Origin of the sequence: Curtobacterium sp. MCLR17_007, assembly GCF_003234655.2 — a bacterium.
Classification (GTDB): domain Bacteria; phylum Actinomycetota; class Actinomycetes; order Actinomycetales; family Microbacteriaceae; genus Curtobacterium.
On record NZ_CP126271.1, the window covers coordinates 279,925 to 295,143 of the forward strand.

The following is a 15,219-nucleotide window of genomic DNA, read 5'->3' on the forward strand; positions in this document are numbered from 1 at the left end:
CGCGGTCCGTGGCACGCGCCTAGCGTGATGGCCATGCGCACCCGCACCGCTGCCCCGCTCGCGTCGCTCGCCCTCGTCGTCCTGGCGCTCGCCGGGTGCACGGCTGGACCCGACGCCGAGGACGACCCGACCCGGGGCCGCACCACGGCCTCCCCACCGAGCGACCTGGCCCGCGACGAAGTGGCGCCGACCGGCGCCGTCCGCGACGTCGCGACGGACCTCGACGCCCCCTGGTCGGTCGTGCTGACCGACGACGACGTCCCGCTCGTGAGCCTGCGCGACTCCGGTGACGTGCTCGAGCTGACGGACGACGGCAGCCCGCGCGCCGTGGGGACCGTCGACGGGATCCGCCACGGTGGCGAAGGCGGGCTGCTGGGCATGGCGGTCGAGGACGACGACCTGTTCGTCTACTCCACCGGGCAGGACGGCAACCGGGTCGAGCGCTACCCGCTGACCGGCCGGGCCGGGTCGTACGGGCTCGGCGACCCCACCACCGTCATCGACGACCTGCCGTCGAACAGCTTCCACAACGGCGGCCGCATCGCGTTCGGGCCCGACGACATGCTCTACGTGACCGTCGGTGACGCCGGCGACCGGTCCGAGGCGCAGGACCGCGACTCGCTCGCGGGGAAGATCCTGCGGCTGACGCCGTCCGGGGCGGTGCCGGACGACAACCCGTTCGCCGGCTCGCCGGTGTACTCGCTCGGACACCGCAACGTGCAGGGGCTCGGGTGGGCCGACGACGGCACCATGTTCGCCTCGGAGTTCGGGGAGAACACGTGGGACGAGCTCAACGTGATCACGGCCGGTGCGGACTACGGCTGGCCCGAGGTCGAGGGGAAGGGCGGCACCGACCGGGGCTTCGTCGACCCCGTGCAGCAGTGGCGGACGGACGACGCGAGTCCGTCCGGGCTCGCCGTCGTCGACGACACGGTGTTCGTCGCGAACCTGCAGGGCGAGGTCCTGCGGTCGGTGCCCGCCGCGGACCCGACCACCTCGCGCGAGTGGTTCGGCGGCACCTACGGCCGGCTGCGCACGGTGCTCGAGGGCCCGGACGACACGCTCTGGTTCCTCACGAACAACACCGACGGCCGGGGTTCGTCCGGGGACGGCGACGACCGGTTGCTCTCCGTGGACCTCACCGACTGACGCGGGCGTACTGTCCGGGGCATGCCTGCACTCACCGACACGTTCGTCATGTCCAACGGCCTGCACATCCCGAAGATCGGCTTCGGCACGTGGCAGATCCCGTCCGGCTCCCAGGCGTACGACGCCACCCGCGCCGCACTCGACGCGGGGTACCGCCACATCGACACCGCGCTCGCGTACGGCAACGAGGCCAGCGTCGGCGAAGCGGTCCGCGACAGCGGCGTCCCGCGTGACGAGGTCTTCATCACCACGAAGCTGCCCGCCGAGGTCAAGACGGCGTCGGGTGCGCGCGACGCCTTCGCCGAGTCCTCGGGGAACCTCGACCTGGGCGTCGTCGACCTGTACCTGATCCACGCGCCGTGGCCCTGGAGCGACATGGGCAGCGACCACCGCGACGGCAACGTCGAGGTCTGGAAGGTCTTCGAGGAGCTGTACGAGGCGGGCCGGACCCGCTCGATCGGCGTCTCGAACTTCGCGGTGCCGGACCTCGAGCACCTGCTGGGGCACACCGACGTCGTGCCGCACGCGAACCAGATCCGCTGGTTCATCGGCAACACCCAGGACGAGACGACCGCGTTCTGCGGCGGACGGGACATCCTGGTCGAGGGCTACTCCCCGCTCGCCACCGGCGGGCTGCTGGAGAACACGGCCATCCAGGAGATCGCGGCGCGGTACGACAAGAGCGTCGCCCAGGTCGCCATCCGGTACCTGCTCGAGAAGGACGTCCTGCCCCTGCCGAAGTCGACCACCCCGTCGCGCATCGCCGAGAACGCGGACGTCGACTTCGTGCTCACACCCGAGGACGTCGTGGCGCTCGACGCACTGCAGGACACCACCGACTGAGCCGGCCCCGGTAGCCTGACGCCATGTCGACGATGACGGACCTGGTCCCCGACCCCGGCGCCCTCGAGCGCATCGCCACGGGCAGCACCTGGGCGGAGGGGCCCCTGTGGGTGCCTGCCACCGGGACGCTGCGGTGGTCCGACATCCCCGGCGACCGCATCCTGCAGTGGCACGCGTCGTCCGGGCAGACCGACGAGTACGCGACGGGCGTGGAGTTCACGAACGGGCGCACGATCGACCACGACGGCAGCGTCGTGCAGTGCTCGCACGGGCACCGTCGGGTCGAACGTGACCGCGACGGCGTCGTCACGGTGATCGCGGACGCGTGGAACGGCGTCCGGCTGAACTCCCCGAACGACGTCGTCGTGGCCCGTGACGGCAGCGTCTGGTTCACCGACCCGGCGTACGGCATCACCCAGCCGCGCGAAGGGCACGCCGGGGTGCGGGAGTACGGCGACCACTGGGTGTTCCGCTGCGGACCCGACGGCGCGGACCTGCGACCGGTGGTGCTCGACGTCGACGAGCCGAACGGGCTCGCGTTCAGCCCCTCGGAGCAGGTGCTCTACGTCGCGAGCTCCTCCGGCGACGACCCCGTCATCCGTGCGTACGACGTGGCCGACTCGCCCCGGGGTGACGGCGACGCGGTCGCCCCGCGCGTGAAGAACGGTCGCGAGTTCGCCCGCTTCGGCGCCGGCGAGGGCGTCCCGGACGGCATCCGCGTCGACACCGACGGCAACGTGTGGTCGTCCTCGCACCGCGGCGTCGTCGTGTTCGGCCCGGACGGCACCCGGCTCGGCGAGGTCGCCGTGCCCGAGGTCGTCTCGAACCTGTGCTTCGGCGGCCCGGACGGCACGACGCTGTTCCTCACCGCGACCACGTCCGTGTACCGGCTGCCGACCACCGCCCGGGACGCCGTATCCTGACTCGGCCATGCAGTGCGACTACTTCGACCGCGGGGTGTGCCGGTCGTGCACGCTCATGGGGCAGCCGTACGCCGACCAGGTCCTCGACAAGGAACTCCGCACACGGGAGCTCCTGCACGACGCGGTCGAGGCAGCGGGTGGGCACGGTTCCGTCTCCTGGTCGCCGGCCGTCACGAGCCCCGAGTCCGGGTACCGCAACCGCGCCAAGATGGTGGTCGGTGGATCGGTCGAGCACCCCACGATCGGCCTGCTCGACCACCGGCAGCGGGGCGTCGACATCCGGCACTGCGGGATCTGCACACCGGGGATCCGACAGGCGCTGCCCGTCCTGGCCGAGTTCGTCACCTCGGCGGGACTGATCCCGTACGACGTCGCCACCCGGCGCGGTGAACTGAAGTTCGTCCTGGTGACCGAGTCGCCGGACGGCGAGCTGATGGTGCGGTTCGTGCTGCGGTCGGAGGGACAGCTGGCGCGGCTGCGGTCCCGGCTCGGGGACCTGCTGCTCGCCCTCCCGCGGGCGATGGTGGTGACCGCGAACCTGCTCCCCGAACACAAGGCCGTCACCGAGGGCGAGCGCGAGGTCGTGCTCACCGAGCAGGAGACCCTGCCGATGCGGATGGGCGGCGTGACGATGCACCTGCGCCCGCAGAGCTTCTTCCAGACGAACACCACCGTCGCCGCGCAGCTCTACGCCCAGGCCACCGAGTGGATCGCCGAGGTCGCCCCCGCGTCGATGTGGGACCTGTACTGCGGCGTCGGCGGGTTCGCCCTGCACGCCGCACGCCCGGGTCGACTCGTGACCGGCATCGAGACGTCGCGGGAAGCCGTCCGTTCCGCGACGCAGTCGGCCCGGGAGGCCGGGCTCGTCGACGTCCGGTTCGCCGCCGACGACGCCACCGCACACGCGCTGCGCTCCCGAACCGAGCAGACCCCGGAACTCGTGGTGGTGAACCCGCCCCGTCGCGGCATCGGCCCCGACCTGGCGGACTGGCTCGAGGCCTCCGACGTGCAGCACGTCGTCTACTCGAGCTGCAACCCGGTCACGCTCGCGAAGGACCTGGCGCGCATGCCCTCGTTGCGGCTGCGTCGCGCCCGCGTGCTCGACATGTTCCCGCAGACCGGCCACCTGGAAGCGGTCACGCTCATCTCGCGATCCGGACTCTGACCGGGGTCGCGGTCAGGAAACCGAGCATTGCCAGGGAATTCGGATGTTCGTGTCCCCGGGTACACGCGATCGCTGCCTGTGCAGGGATCGACCTATACAGGGTCGGTCTCGGGGTACACATCCCCCCTGGGTAGAACTGTTTGTCTCAGTTTGATAACGGGACGGAGTTTCCTATGGTGGCCCACCGTGACGCCGGCGCGGACCACTGCCCCCGGCGACACCTCAACAGACCGCGATCGGTCGGGGTGGGCAGTGGGACGCCGGACCCCGGCGCGCGGCCCCGCTGGAGCAACGCACATGAAGAAGACCACCCGAACCCGCGCCGTCCTCGGCGGACTCGCCTTCGCCGGCATCGCCGCGGCCGGCGTGGGGCTCTCCGCCCCCGCGAACGCCGCCTCCGGCTCGACCTGGGACGCCCTCGCGCAGTGCGAGTCCGGCGGCAACTGGGCCATCAACACCGGCAACGGCTACTACGGCGGCCTGCAGTTCACGCAGGGGACCTGGGCAGCGAACGGCGGCACCGGCAGCCCGGCGAACGCCAGCCGCGAGACCCAGATCGCCGTCGCCGAGCACGTCCTCGCATCGCAGGGCTGGGGCGCATGGCCCGCGTGCTCCGCGAAGCTCGGTCTGAGCGGCACCACCGGTGCGGCCCCGGCGGCCATCCCGCAGCAGCAGGCGGCTCCGGCACCCGCAGCGCCGGCCCCGGCACAGCAGGCGGCGCCGAAGACGACCACGCCCACGACGACCGCCGCGCCGAAGGCCGTCGCCCCGGCGGCTCCGGCCGCTCCGGCCAAGCCCGCCGCCGTCCCGACCAGCGGCAAGACCTACCAGGTGGTGTCGGGCGACACGCTCGACAGCATCGCCACGAAGCTGGGCATCGACGGCGGTTGGACGAAGCTCTGGGCCGCGAACACGTCGATCGACGACGCGAACCTGATCTACGCGGGACAGACCCTGCAGCTCCCGGCCTGATCCGGCCGACCGGTCACGACGACGCCCCCACGACCGACGGTCGTGGGGGCGTTCGCCGTTGCGGGTGACGCGCGCGTCAGTGCGGGTTCGTCGCCAGCCAGTGCGTCAGGTCGTCGGACCGGAGGGCAGCACTCAGGGTCTGGACGGCACCGTCGTTCACGGTGACGAACGACTGCCCGTCCGGCGCGGTCCCGCCGCCCGCCGTCGGCATCGTGAATGTCTGCAGGTCGGTCGGTGCGACATGCCGCAGCGACCAGCCCAGACGCAGGAGGGTGCCGGAGTCGAGACCGGCGTCGACGGACAGGTACCTGCTCGTCGCGCTGGCGAAGTCCCGGATGCGACCCGGGTCGGTGATCGTGCCCGTCGACAGCAGTCCGTCGACGATGCCGCGCATGAACGCCTGCTGGTTCCGGACGCGGGTGTGGTCGGCATCGGCGAACGAGTACCGTTCGCGGACGAAGGCCAGCGCCGCATCGCCGTCGAGCCGGTTCGCGCCGGCGTCGAAGTGGTGGCCGCGAGCGGTGAACGCGGTCGGGGCCTGCACCGTCACCCCGCCGAGCGCGTCGGTCATGCCGGCGAACCCGGCGAAGTCGATCTCGGCGACGTGGTCGATCCGGACGTCGAGCAGCTGTTCGACGGTCTGCACGGTGAGCGGGACACCACCCCACGCGTACGCCGCGTTGACCTTCGCCGTCCCGTGTCCCGGCACGTCGACCCACGAGTCGCGCATGATCGACATCAGCTGGACGGACCGCCGGTCCGCCGGCACGTGCGCGAGCATCAGGGTGTCGGACCGGCCGCCGGCGGCGTGGTCACCGTCGGGGTCGAGGCCGCTGCGTGAGTCCGACCCGATGAGCAGGACGTCGAGTGCGTCGTCGGACCGGGTCGGGCGGTCGCCGCTCGGGAACGCGTCGGCGATGGTGTCGGTGTCGCGGTCGTAGCTGCTCGCGAGGCTGCCGACGAACACGCTGGCGACGACGGCGACCACCGCGGCGATGCCGAGCAGTGACCCGACGGTGGCGAGCAGTGCGACGAGGAACGGGCGTCGACGACGCGTGGCGGAACGGCGGCCGGACATGCAGACTCCTGGGGTCGAGCCGGCATGAGCGCCGACGCTCCAGTCTACGACATCCAGTATGTCAGATGCTAGGACTTCCTGCCGCGATCGATGATCCGGCCCAGTGCTGCCCGCAGCTCCGGGTCGTCCGGCAGCACCTCGCGCTCCACGTGCTTCGCTTCGTCCCACGCAGCACGACCGCGCTCGGTGACGGTCACCACGCGGCGCCGGCGGTCGTCAGGGTGCGGTCCCCGTTCGACCAGACCGTCCCGCTCGAGTCGCTCGAGGGTGCGCGACATGGTCTGGGGCTGCACGCGGGCCGTCCGCGCGATGGTGTCGGCGCCCGTCGGCCCCGTGCGCAGGAGGATGTCGATCGCGATCAGCGCCGCGTGCGGGAGCCCGATGGCACGCAGCCGCTCGTCCCAGTCGCGCTCGACGGACCGGGACGCCGCCGCCAGGAGCCGGCCGAGTGGCCAGGCCGCGGGATCGTCGTGCATGGTGGTGAGTCTACGGAGCGCCGATCGGGTGGGACCGAGTCGTCAGCATGCTGACGATCGGAGTACGCTCAGCCGCGTGCCCCGCTTCCTCCGCATCGTGCTCCCTGCGCTCGTCATCGTCGTCTGGCTCGGCGTCGCCTCGGTCGGCGGCCCGTTCTTCGGCAAGATCTCCGAGGTCTCGACCAACGACCAGACCTCGTTCCTTCCCGCGTCCGCCGACGCGACCGAGGTGCAGCAGCAGTCCGCAGCGTTCCGCGACGAGACCGGCGCCCCGGCCGTCGTCGTGCTCGAGCGCGACGGCGGTCTGCGGTCGTCCGACACCGCAGCCGCGTCCGACCTGGCCCGGACGCTGGGCGAGCGGTCCGACGTCGAGTCCGTCAGCCCGCCGATCCCGAGCAAGGACGGTGCCGCGGTGGAGATCGTCGCGACGCTGACGACGGCCGCGGACACCGGTGACGCGGTCGCTGCCATCCGGACCGACGTGGACCGAGCGCTGCCGTCCGGAGTGCAGGGCTTCGTGACGGGGCCCGCCGGGTTCACCGCCGACCTGACCGAGGCGTTCGCGGGCATCGACGGGATCCTGCTCGGGGTGGCACTGCTCGCGGTGCTGGTGATCCTGGTGGTCGTCTACCGGTCGCCACTCCTGCCGTTCCTGGTCCTCGGGACCGCCACGTTCGCCCTGACGGCGTCCATCCTGGTCGTCTACGCCCTGGCGAAGGCCGGCATCGTCACCGTGAACGGGCAGGTGCAGGGCATCTTGTCGATCCTGGTGATCGGGGCCGCGACGGACTACGCCCTGCTCTACGTCTCGCGCTACCGCGAGGCGCTGCGGGACGAGCGCACCGGGTGGGACGCGACGAAGGCGGCGTTGCGCGGCAGCCTCGAACCGGTCCTGGCCTCGGGCGGCACCGTCATCGTGGGGGTGCTCTGCCTGCTGCTGTCCGACCTCAACTCGAACAAGGCGCTCGGCCCTGTGGCGGCGATCGGCATCGCGTTCAGCGTGCTCGCCGCCCTGACGCTCCTGCCCGCACTGCTGCTGGCCTTCCGCCGCGCGGCGTTCTGGCCGCTCCGGCCGACGTACGGCAGCGCCCACAAGGCCGTGACCGGGCCGGACGCCCGCGGGCTCTGGGCGCGGGTCGGCCGTCTGGTGGCCCGTCGCTCGCGCGTGGTCTGGATCGTCTGCACGGTCGGTCTGCTCGCGATGGGGACCGGCTTGCTCGGGCTCCGGGCGGACGGCGTCCCGCAGAGCGACCTGGTGATCGGTCAGTCCCAGGCGCGGGACGGCCAGGCCGTGCTCGCCGACCACTTCCCGGGCGGATCCGGCAGTCCGGCCCAAGTGATCGGCGACGCCGACCGGCTCGACCGGCTCGTCGACGCCATCGAGCGCACCGACGGCGTCGACGGGGTGGCCGCGGTGTCGAAGCAGTCGCAGACCGGCACCGTGCCCGTCGGCACCGACGCGGACACCGCCCGGTCCGGGAGTGCCCAGCCCGGCACCGGGCAGCGGGCAGCGCCCACCGTCGTCGACGGACGGGTCCTGCTGCAGGCCACCCTGACGGACACCGCCGACTCCGATGCCGCCGAGCAGACCGTCCGAGACCTCCGGGTCGCCGTCGAGCGCGCCGACCCCGGGGCGATCGTCGGCGGGGTCACCGCGACGGCGGTCGACACGAACGACACCGGCATCCGAGACCGCACGCTCATCATCCCGGTCGTGCTGGTCGTGATCCTGCTCATCCTGATGCTGCTGCTCCGGAGCATCGTCGCGCCGCTGGTGTTGATCGGCAGCGTGATCGTCTCCTTCGCGGCAGCGCTCGGCGTGGGCGCCCTGGTGTTCGACCACGTCTTCCACTTCCCCGGTGCCGACCCGTCCGTCCCGCTGTTCTCGTTCGTGTTCCTGGTGGCGCTCGGCGTGGACTACAACATCTTCCTCATGACCCGGGTGCGCGAGGAGACGATCCGCTCGGGGCCGCACGAGGGCGTTCTGCGGGGCCTCGGCGTCACCGGCGGGGTGATCACCTCGGCCGGGGTCGTCCTCGCCGCCACCTTCGCCGCGCTCGGCGTCATCCCGATCCTGTTCCTGGTGCAGATCGCCTTCGTCGTGGCGTTCGGGGTGCTGCTCGACACGATCGTCGTACGGTCCCTGCTCGTGCCGGCGATCGTGTACGACCTGGGTCACCGTGCGTGGTGGCCGTCGCGCCTCGCACGCAGGCGCGCTGACATGTGACACGCTGGGCCCATGCCAGTCCCCTCGACGCAGCCCGCCGCAGAGCGGAAGCTCCTCCGTGACACCGTGCAGGACAAGATCCGCGACGCGATCATGGACGGCACCCTCGAAGCCGGCGAACGCCTGAACGACGACGACCTGATCGCCTGGCTCGGTGTCTCCAGGACCCCGATCCGCGAAGCACTCGCGGAGCTCGCCCGCGCCGGTCTGATCGAGATGGCGCCGAACCGCTACACGCGGGTCGCAGCGCCGACGAAGGACGAACTGCTCGACGCGTACCGCACCCTCGGCGTGATCTACGGCGGCGTGGTCCGGCTGGCGGTCCCGCGGTTCACCGACGCCCAGCGCCGCAAGGTCGTCGCCATGCTCGACGACGTGACGAAGCGGACCGAGCACGCCGAACAGGCACAGGTCGCGCACGACGGGGCTGACCTGTACGCGATGTGGGCCGGTGCCTGCGGCAACGCCTCGCTCGAGCAGCTCTGCCGGTCGACCACCGACGGCCTGGCCTTCAAGCTCCGCGTGCCCGAGCTCGCCGAGCTCGTCCCCGCTGCGGTGGTCCTGCCCGAGCTGCAGAAGCTCCGTGACGCGGTCCTCGCGAAGGACCCGATCGCCGCCGAGCTGGCGATGGAGGCCGTCCACCTGCTGCCGACGCGCGGCTGAGCCGGGGCGGGCAGCGGACGGGCGCGAGTCGCTGCCAGCAGACGGACAGGAGGCCCGCACCGGGCCCGCCACGCGCCTCCAGTCCGGGGGCCAGGGCACCGGGCCGGTGTCGGGACTCATGCTCGGCTCACGGTCTGCGGTTATCGTGCTGCAGTGAGCACGCAGCCTGAAGAGACGACCGAGCGCCCCCGTCGCGGCGTCCTGCCGCCCCGGCACGGCCGGCAGAAGCGGGGGATCGGCGTGGTCTTCCCGGCCATCGCCGGCGTCCTGACGATGGGGCTGCTGCTCAGCGGCGGGTACGCGGCGTACGCGTACAACCGCCTCGCGTCGAGCGTCACCAAGGTCGACGCGATCACGGGGTCGACCTCGACGCACGACGACGTCGACGGCAAGGCGATGAACATCCTGCTGGTCGGCGACGACCACCGGCCCGACAACGCGACGCCCGAGCAGCTCGCCGAGCTGAGCACCGAGACCGACGGCGGCGCGACCAACACCGACACGATGATCGTGTTGCACATCTCCGCGGACGGCAAGGACGCGACGATGATCTCGTTCCCCCGCGACTCGTACGTGTCGATCCCCGGTGTCGGCAAGGGCAAGCTCAACAGTGCCTTCTCCTACGGCACCATGAACGGTGGCGGTGCCGCCGGCGGTGCGCAGCTGCTCATCAAGACCATCGAGGGCCTGAGCGGCCTGTCGATCGACCACTACGTGCGGGTGTCGCTGCTCGGGTTCTACGAGATCGTCAAGCAACTGGGCCCGGTCTCCGTCTGCCTCAAGGAACCCGCCCAGGACACGTACTCCGGCGTGGACCTGCCCGCCGGCAACTCGCAGCTCGACGCCAAACAGGCGCTGTCCTTCGTGCGCCAGCGACACGGGCTGCCGAACGGCGACCTGGACCGCCAGGTCCGCCAGCAGTACTTCCTGTCGCAAGAGGCACGGAAGATCCTCTCGGCGGGCACCCTGCTCAACCCCGTCAAGACCACGAACATCATCGACGCGATCGGTGGGTCGATCGAGACCGACCAAGGTCTCGACATGCTGTCGCTCGCGACGCAGCTGCGGAACCTCCGGCCAGCCGCCATCAAGTCGGCGACGATCCCGATCCTCGGCACCCCGACCATCTACGTCGGCGGTTCAGCGCTGTCCATCGTCGAGGTCGACACGGCCGGCATGCCGGCGTTCGTGCAGGGCCTGGTCGGGCAGCCCGAGGCCTACACGTCGGCCACCGCGGCGGACCCGGCGTCGGTCGCCGTCACCGTGCTCAACGGCAGCGGAGTGACCGGCGCGGCAGGCGCAGCGGGCACGACGCTCGCGGGGCGCGGCTTCCAGGTCGGGGCGCCGGGTTCGTCGGACACCACGGCGACGACGATGGTGCAGTACCCGGCGGGGTCGGAAGCCCAGGCCAAGGCCGTCATGGCAGCGGTGCCGGGCGCGGTCGCCGTACAGACCCCGACCGCGACCGGCGTCACGCTCGTGCTCGGGACCGACGGCAAGACCGCGGTCGCGGCGACGCCCACCGAACCGAGTGCCGGGTCGTCCGACGGCGGTTCCGGGGACGCCTCGGACGCGGCATCGCCCTCGGACGCGGCGTCGCCCTCCGACGAGCCGAGCCCGTCGTCGACGGCCGTGCACGCCTACGGCGAAGCGGACGCCTGCATCTACTGACCGAGTTGCGGTCTGCCGCCAGAAATGTCACATTCTGGTGATGCACGCTGATCTGTCTGTCACCCGGTCCGAGGAACGCGCGCTCATGGTCGCCGTCGGCAGGGGTGACCGGGCCGCCTTCACGCGGATCCACACCCGGTTCCGCCCGCTGGTGCACCGGTGGGTGCGCCAGTACTTCGCCGATGCGGGTCTCGCCGAAGAGATCGTGCAGGACGTGTTCCTCGAGCTCTGGATGATCGCCGACCGGTTCGACCCGTCGCACTCCGCGATCGCGTGGATCCGGACGATCACCCAGCGGCGCGCGATCGACCGTCTGCGGAAGTCGCGCGCGGACCGCGACCGCGACCTCCGGATCGGCGCCAGGGACCTCGAGCTGGTCGACCACGCGAGCGTGGAGCGCGCCGAGTCGGTCCTCGACCGCGTCGAACTCGGCCGTGCGCTGCGGACCCTCCCGCCGCGACAGCGCGACGCGGTCGTCCTGCGTCACCTCGTGGGGATGAGCGGGCCGGAGACCGGCGCCTGCCTGGGCGTGCCGACGGCGACAGCGAAGACGCGTGCGCGCGACGGCGTGCTGGCGTTGCGACGGGTCATGACGAGCCCGTCAGGCACGTCCCCGTAGGTTCGACGGGTGACCACCCCCGCGCTGCCGATCACCCTCATGACATACAACATCAAGAACCCGGACCCGGCGCACGACTGGCCCGCACGGCTGCCCGTCGTGCTCGACGTGGTCCGCCGCAACGACCCCGACGTGCTCTGCGTGCAGGAGGCGTTCGCGCACCAGATGGACGACCTGCGGCGGGGGCTGCCCGGGTACGCCGACGTCGGGCAGGGCCGCGAGGGCGGCACGGCAGGGGAGCACGCCGCGGTGTTCTTCCGGACCGACCGGTTGCGTCCGGTCGACGAGGGCTCCTTCTGGCTGTCGGACACGCCGGACGAACCGGTGTCGAACACCTGGGGCAGCGTCTACCCGCGCATCGCCAACCACGCCCGGTTCCTCGACGTCCACGGTCCGGAGTTCACGCTGCTGACGACGCACTTCGACCACGAGGAGAACGCGCACGGCGACGAGGTCCGCGCCCGCAGTGCCGCCCTCGTCGTGGAGCGCCTGGCCGGGGTCGACGGTCCGCTGCTCTTCGCGGGGGACTGCAACGAGCCAGCCGGCTCCGGAGCGGCGTCGCGGGTGTTCGCCGACGCCGGCTGGTCGGACGCGTGGACGGTGGCAGGCGACCCGGACGACCGGACTGCGACGTACAACGACTGGCGTGCGCCGGTGGACACCGGGGCACGAATCGACTGGGTGTTCACGAAGGGCGTCGCCGGCGTCGACCGGGTCCGCATCGACCACGACGGACCGGAGACCTGGTTCGCGAGCGATCACTTCCCGGTCGTCGCGACGATCCGGGTGTGACCACGGCGTCGGGGTCAGCAGCTCCGCGCGGCGTTCACCGGCATGGGTGAGCCGATGACCGTGACGGTGGTGTCGTCGGTCAGGGCGGACACGCCGTTCGTCCCCGCGCCCTTGCGGTCCGACGGCCAGCCCTCGGCGAGCAGGACCTGCCACGCCGGGGCGTCGTCCGACCCCAGGGACTCGCGGTCGCCGGTCGGGGTGTCCGTGATGACGTCCTCGATGTCGTCGCCCACCTGGACGCCGTCCGGACCGCTCAGCTCGACGACGCCACCGGTGCGGGCCCGGACGTCCGCGCGCAGGATGCGGACCTCGAGTGCGTTGCCGAGCTCGGAGGGCGAGGCGAGGGCGGCGACCCGCAGCGCGCCGCCCCAGGTGTAGGTGACACCGGCGGGGAAGCAGCGCCCCCCGTCGCCCTCGGCCGTCTGCGTGCGCGACGGCGTGCCGAACAGCCGGTCGAAGAGCGCCACCGTCTCGTCCCCGTTGCGCATCGACGCCACGGCGACGGTCCGGTCCCCCCGGCGGAGCGTGATCGACTCGGAGTCGAGCTCGAGGCCGTCGACGCGCTTGAGCTTGGCGTTCGAGACGTGCGCGGCGCTCGGGTCCGGTGCGAGCTCGGCGGCGACGGCACGCCCGTCCGTGGGGCCACCGCTCGACAGGTCGGCGGCCGTGGCACCCACCAGGACGGCGAGTGTGGCGGCGCCGAGCGCGAGCGAGATCCGTGCAGTCACCGTTCGACGGTACGACCAGCTGCGCCGTTGCGCGACGGCTGTTACCGGATCGGGGCCTCGCCGTCACCGGACCGTGACCTTCTGCTGGACTGGACAGGTCTTGTACATGTACCGTTGCCGTCATGCCCGTCTCATCGAAGCGACGCCTCGTCGCCGACGCCCTCCGCGACGCCATCGCGACGGGCCGCTACGTCCCCGGGGAGCGCCTGCCCGGCGAACACGACCTGGCCCAGCGCTACTCCGTCAGCCGGGGGACCGTCCGCGCCGCGTTGGCCGAACTCGCCGACGACGAGTACATCGCGACCCGCGGCGGCCTGGGGTCGGTCGTGACCTTCGACGGTGCCGCGCTCGACCCCCGAGCCGGTTGGGCGCGGTCCATCGCCGGCAGCGGCACCCCCGTGCACGCCACCACGCTCCGGATCGAACGGATCCAGGACGCGGAGCTCGCGAGCCTCGTCGGCGCCGACCCCGCGTTCGTCGCGGTCGATCGCGTGCGGTCGATCGACGGCGGCCCGCACGTCTCGTTCGAACGGAGCATCGTCCCGCGCATCGGCCGACTCGACCAGGCGGTCGAGGACGGACTGGTCGACGGGTCCCTCAGCGCGACCATCGAGGCAGCAGGGCTCGTGCCCGCCCGCGCCGAACAGTGGATCGACGTCCGGCCGCTCGACGAGGACGAGGCCGTCGTGCTCGGTCGTGCCGCCGGCACCCCGTTCCTGCACAGTCGTCGGGTGGCGCGGACGGCAGACGGGGCCTTCGTCGAGGCCGTCGACAGCCTGCTCGACCCGGAGCGGTTCCGGATCCACATGCGCTTCGGCCAGGGCGACCCGCGACCCAGCACGCGTCCGGACCAGGGGGACCCGCGATGAGCCGCACCACCGACCATGCCCTGGCCGCGTTCCAGGGGCTCGCGATCGGCGACGCCCTCGGCATGCCGACCCAGTCGATGTCCCGCGACGAGATCCGGCTCGACCACGGCGGCATCACGGGGTTCGTCGACGCCGGCCCACACCAGCGCATCGCGCACGGCATGCCCGCCGCGAGCATCACCGACGACACCGAGCAGGCCGTGCTGGTCGCACGCCTGCTGGTCGAGGGCGACGGACGGATCGACCCCACCCGCTTCGCCCAGGCGCTCATCGACTGGGAGCGCGGCATGGCGGCGAAGGGGTCGCTCGACCTGCTGGGTCCGAGCACCAAGACCGCCGTGCAGCGCATCCTCGACGGCGTCCCCGCCTCCGAGGCCGGGTCGACCGGCACGACGAACGGCGCGGCGATGCGCATCACCCCCGTCGGCATCGCGACGCCCGCCGACGACCTCGAGGCGCTGGTCGACGCGGTGCAGGACGCCTCGCGCGTCACGCACGACACCGGGATCGGCATCGGTGGGGCCGCCGCGATCGCCGCAGCCGTCAGTGCCGGGATCGACGGGGCCTCCCGGCACGAGGCGCTCGACGTCGCGGTGGCCGCAGCGGCCGTCGGCGAGCGACGCGGGCACTGGATCGCCGGCGCGTCGGTCGCCGCGAAGACCGCCTGGGCGCGCACCTGGCTGCCGACCGTGCCCGCGGCCGAGCGGGTCCGGGCGATCGACGGCGTGATCGGCACGAGCGTCGCGAGCCAGGAATCAGTGGTCACCGCCCTGGCCCTCGTCGCGCTCGACCTCGACCCGTGGGACACGCTGTGCACCGCGGCGAGCGCCGGCGGCGACACCGACACGATCGCGGCGATGGCCGGGGCGGTGCTCGGTGCCGTCCACGGGACCGACGCCTGGCCGGCCGGATCGGCTGCCCGCGTCGAGTCCGTCAACGACCTCCGGTTCACCGAGGTCGTGACACCCCTGGTCATCCTGCGACTCCGCAGGTAGGCCCGAGCGGTGGCATCCCCCACGAGTCACCGCTCGGGCCCAGCACGAC

Annotated in this window: 15 protein-coding genes; 12 read left to right on the plus strand and 3 right to left on the minus strand. The window is 72.2% G+C overall.

Translation table 11 applies throughout. The features are described from left to right. Positions 1-33: 33 nt before the first annotated feature. The 5 genes from DEJ13_RS01390 to DEJ13_RS01410 all read left to right on the plus strand — a co-directional run bounded on the left by DEJ13_RS01390 (position 34) and on the right by DEJ13_RS01410 (position 5,052). Positions 34-1,149, plus strand: coding sequence for a PQQ-dependent sugar dehydrogenase (locus DEJ13_RS01390; RefSeq protein WP_349815048.1), 1,116 nt, complete (start codon positions 34-36; stop codon positions 1,147-1,149). Between the two features lie 21 nt (positions 1,150-1,170). After that, positions 1,171-1,992, plus strand: coding sequence for an aldo/keto reductase (locus DEJ13_RS01395; protein WP_111107086.1), 822 nt, complete (start codon positions 1,171-1,173; stop codon positions 1,990-1,992). A gap of 23 nt (positions 1,993-2,015) precedes the next feature. After that, positions 2,016-2,915 carry an SMP-30/gluconolactonase/LRE family protein gene (locus tag DEJ13_RS01400; protein ID WP_349815049.1) on the plus strand — a complete coding sequence of 300 codons (900 nt, stop codon included), beginning with the start codon at positions 2,016-2,018 and terminating at the stop codon, positions 2,913-2,915. Between the two features lie 7 nt (positions 2,916-2,922). Next, complete coding sequence (gene rlmC, locus DEJ13_RS01405) at positions 2,923-4,080, plus strand: 23S rRNA (uracil(747)-C(5))-methyltransferase RlmC (RefSeq protein WP_111107085.1); 1,158 nt, start codon at positions 2,923-2,925, stop codon at positions 4,078-4,080. Positions 4,081-4,377: 297 nt separating this feature from the next. Continuing rightward, positions 4,378-5,052 (plus strand): LysM peptidoglycan-binding domain-containing protein, encoded by a 675-nt coding sequence (locus tag DEJ13_RS01410; RefSeq protein ID WP_111107084.1) that lies wholly within the window; start codon positions 4,378-4,380, stop codon positions 5,050-5,052. Between the two features lie 76 nt (positions 5,053-5,128). On the opposite strand, the gene DEJ13_RS01415 is transcribed toward DEJ13_RS01410, so the two are convergent. Next, positions 5,129-6,130, minus strand: a complete 1,002-nt coding sequence (locus DEJ13_RS01415; RefSeq protein WP_111107083.1) for an LCP family protein — start codon at positions 6,128-6,130, stop codon at positions 5,129-5,131. A 68-nt stretch (positions 6,131-6,198) separates the two neighbouring features. Further along, positions 6,199-6,606, minus strand: coding sequence for a MarR family winged helix-turn-helix transcriptional regulator (locus DEJ13_RS01420; protein ID WP_111107082.1), 408 nt, complete (start codon positions 6,604-6,606; stop codon positions 6,199-6,201). 76 nt (positions 6,607-6,682) lie between these two features. On the opposite strand from DEJ13_RS01420, the gene DEJ13_RS01425 reads away from it, so the two are divergent. The 5 genes from DEJ13_RS01425 (at position 6,683) to DEJ13_RS01445 (ending at position 12,578) form a co-directional block, all read left to right on the plus strand. Then, positions 6,683-8,833 carry an MMPL family transporter gene (locus DEJ13_RS01425; RefSeq protein WP_258374111.1) on the plus strand — a complete coding sequence of 717 codons (2,151 nt, stop codon included), beginning with the start codon at positions 6,683-6,685 and terminating at the stop codon, positions 8,831-8,833. A gap of 12 nt (positions 8,834-8,845) precedes the next feature. Next, a complete protein-coding gene (locus DEJ13_RS01430; protein ID WP_056126415.1) occupies positions 8,846-9,496 on the plus strand; it encodes a GntR family transcriptional regulator in 651 nt (216 codons plus the stop codon). Between the two features lie 153 nt (positions 9,497-9,649). Next, positions 9,650-11,167, plus strand: coding sequence for an LCP family protein (locus DEJ13_RS01435; protein WP_111107080.1), 1,518 nt, complete (start codon positions 9,650-9,652; stop codon positions 11,165-11,167). A 40-nt stretch (positions 11,168-11,207) separates the two neighbouring features. Further along, positions 11,208-11,786 carry a sigma-70 family RNA polymerase sigma factor gene (locus DEJ13_RS01440; RefSeq protein ID WP_146245248.1) on the plus strand — a complete coding sequence of 193 codons (579 nt, stop codon included), beginning with the start codon at positions 11,208-11,210 and terminating at the stop codon, positions 11,784-11,786. A 9-nt stretch (positions 11,787-11,795) separates the two neighbouring features. After that, on the plus strand, positions 11,796-12,578 hold the full coding sequence (locus tag DEJ13_RS01445) for an endonuclease/exonuclease/phosphatase family protein (protein ID WP_111107078.1): 783 nt from the start codon (positions 11,796-11,798) through the stop codon (positions 12,576-12,578). A gap of 14 nt (positions 12,579-12,592) precedes the next feature. On the opposite strand, the gene DEJ13_RS01450 is transcribed toward DEJ13_RS01445, so the two are convergent. Further along, on the minus strand, positions 12,593-13,306 hold the full coding sequence (locus tag DEJ13_RS01450) for a hypothetical protein (RefSeq protein ID WP_111107077.1): 714 nt from the start codon (positions 13,304-13,306) through the stop codon (positions 12,593-12,595). Between the two features lie 122 nt (positions 13,307-13,428). Between DEJ13_RS01450 and DEJ13_RS01455 the strand changes: the two genes are divergently transcribed. Both DEJ13_RS01455 and DEJ13_RS01460 read left to right on the plus strand, forming a co-directional pair. Further along, positions 13,429-14,175 carry a GntR family transcriptional regulator gene (locus DEJ13_RS01455; RefSeq protein WP_056126406.1) on the plus strand — a complete coding sequence of 249 codons (747 nt, stop codon included), beginning with the start codon at positions 13,429-13,431 and terminating at the stop codon, positions 14,173-14,175. Further along, positions 14,172-15,170: an ADP-ribosylglycohydrolase family protein gene (locus DEJ13_RS01460; RefSeq protein WP_111107076.1), complete on the plus strand. Its 999-nt coding sequence runs from the start codon at positions 14,172-14,174 to the stop codon at positions 15,168-15,170. The genes DEJ13_RS01455 and DEJ13_RS01460 overlap by 4 nt, the downstream gene beginning before the upstream one ends. Positions 15,171-15,219 lie beyond the last annotated feature (49 nt).

Excerpts from the sequence above, each read along its gene's own strand:
- DEJ13_RS01390 (WP_349815048.1), top strand. The coding sequence starts at position 34 with ATGCGCACCCGCACCGCTGCCCCGCTCGCGTCGCTCGCCCTCGTCGTC.
- DEJ13_RS01395 (WP_111107086.1), top strand. The coding sequence starts at position 1,171 with ATGCCTGCACTCACCGACACGTTCGTCATGTCCAACGGCCTGCACATC.
- DEJ13_RS01400 (WP_349815049.1), top strand. The coding sequence starts at position 2,016 with ATGTCGACGATGACGGACCTGGTCCCCGACCCCGGCGCCCTCGAGCGC.
- rlmC (WP_111107085.1), top strand. The coding sequence starts at position 2,923 with ATGCAGTGCGACTACTTCGACCGCGGGGTGTGCCGGTCGTGCACGCTC.
- DEJ13_RS01410 (WP_111107084.1), top strand. The coding sequence starts at position 4,378 with ATGAAGAAGACCACCCGAACCCGCGCCGTCCTCGGCGGACTCGCCTTC.
- DEJ13_RS01415 (WP_111107083.1), bottom strand. The coding sequence starts at position 6,130 with ATGTCCGGCCGCCGTTCCGCCACGCGTCGTCGACGCCCGTTCCTCGTC.
- DEJ13_RS01420 (WP_111107082.1), bottom strand. The coding sequence starts at position 6,606 with ATGCACGACGATCCCGCGGCCTGGCCACTCGGCCGGCTCCTGGCGGCG.
- DEJ13_RS01430 (WP_056126415.1), top strand. The coding sequence starts at position 8,846 with ATGCCAGTCCCCTCGACGCAGCCCGCCGCAGAGCGGAAGCTCCTCCGT.
- DEJ13_RS01440 (WP_146245248.1), top strand. The coding sequence starts at position 11,208 with ATGCACGCTGATCTGTCTGTCACCCGGTCCGAGGAACGCGCGCTCATG.
- DEJ13_RS01455 (WP_056126406.1), top strand. The coding sequence starts at position 13,429 with ATGCCCGTCTCATCGAAGCGACGCCTCGTCGCCGACGCCCTCCGCGAC.
- DEJ13_RS01460 (WP_111107076.1), top strand. The coding sequence starts at position 14,172 with ATGAGCCGCACCACCGACCATGCCCTGGCCGCGTTCCAGGGGCTCGCG.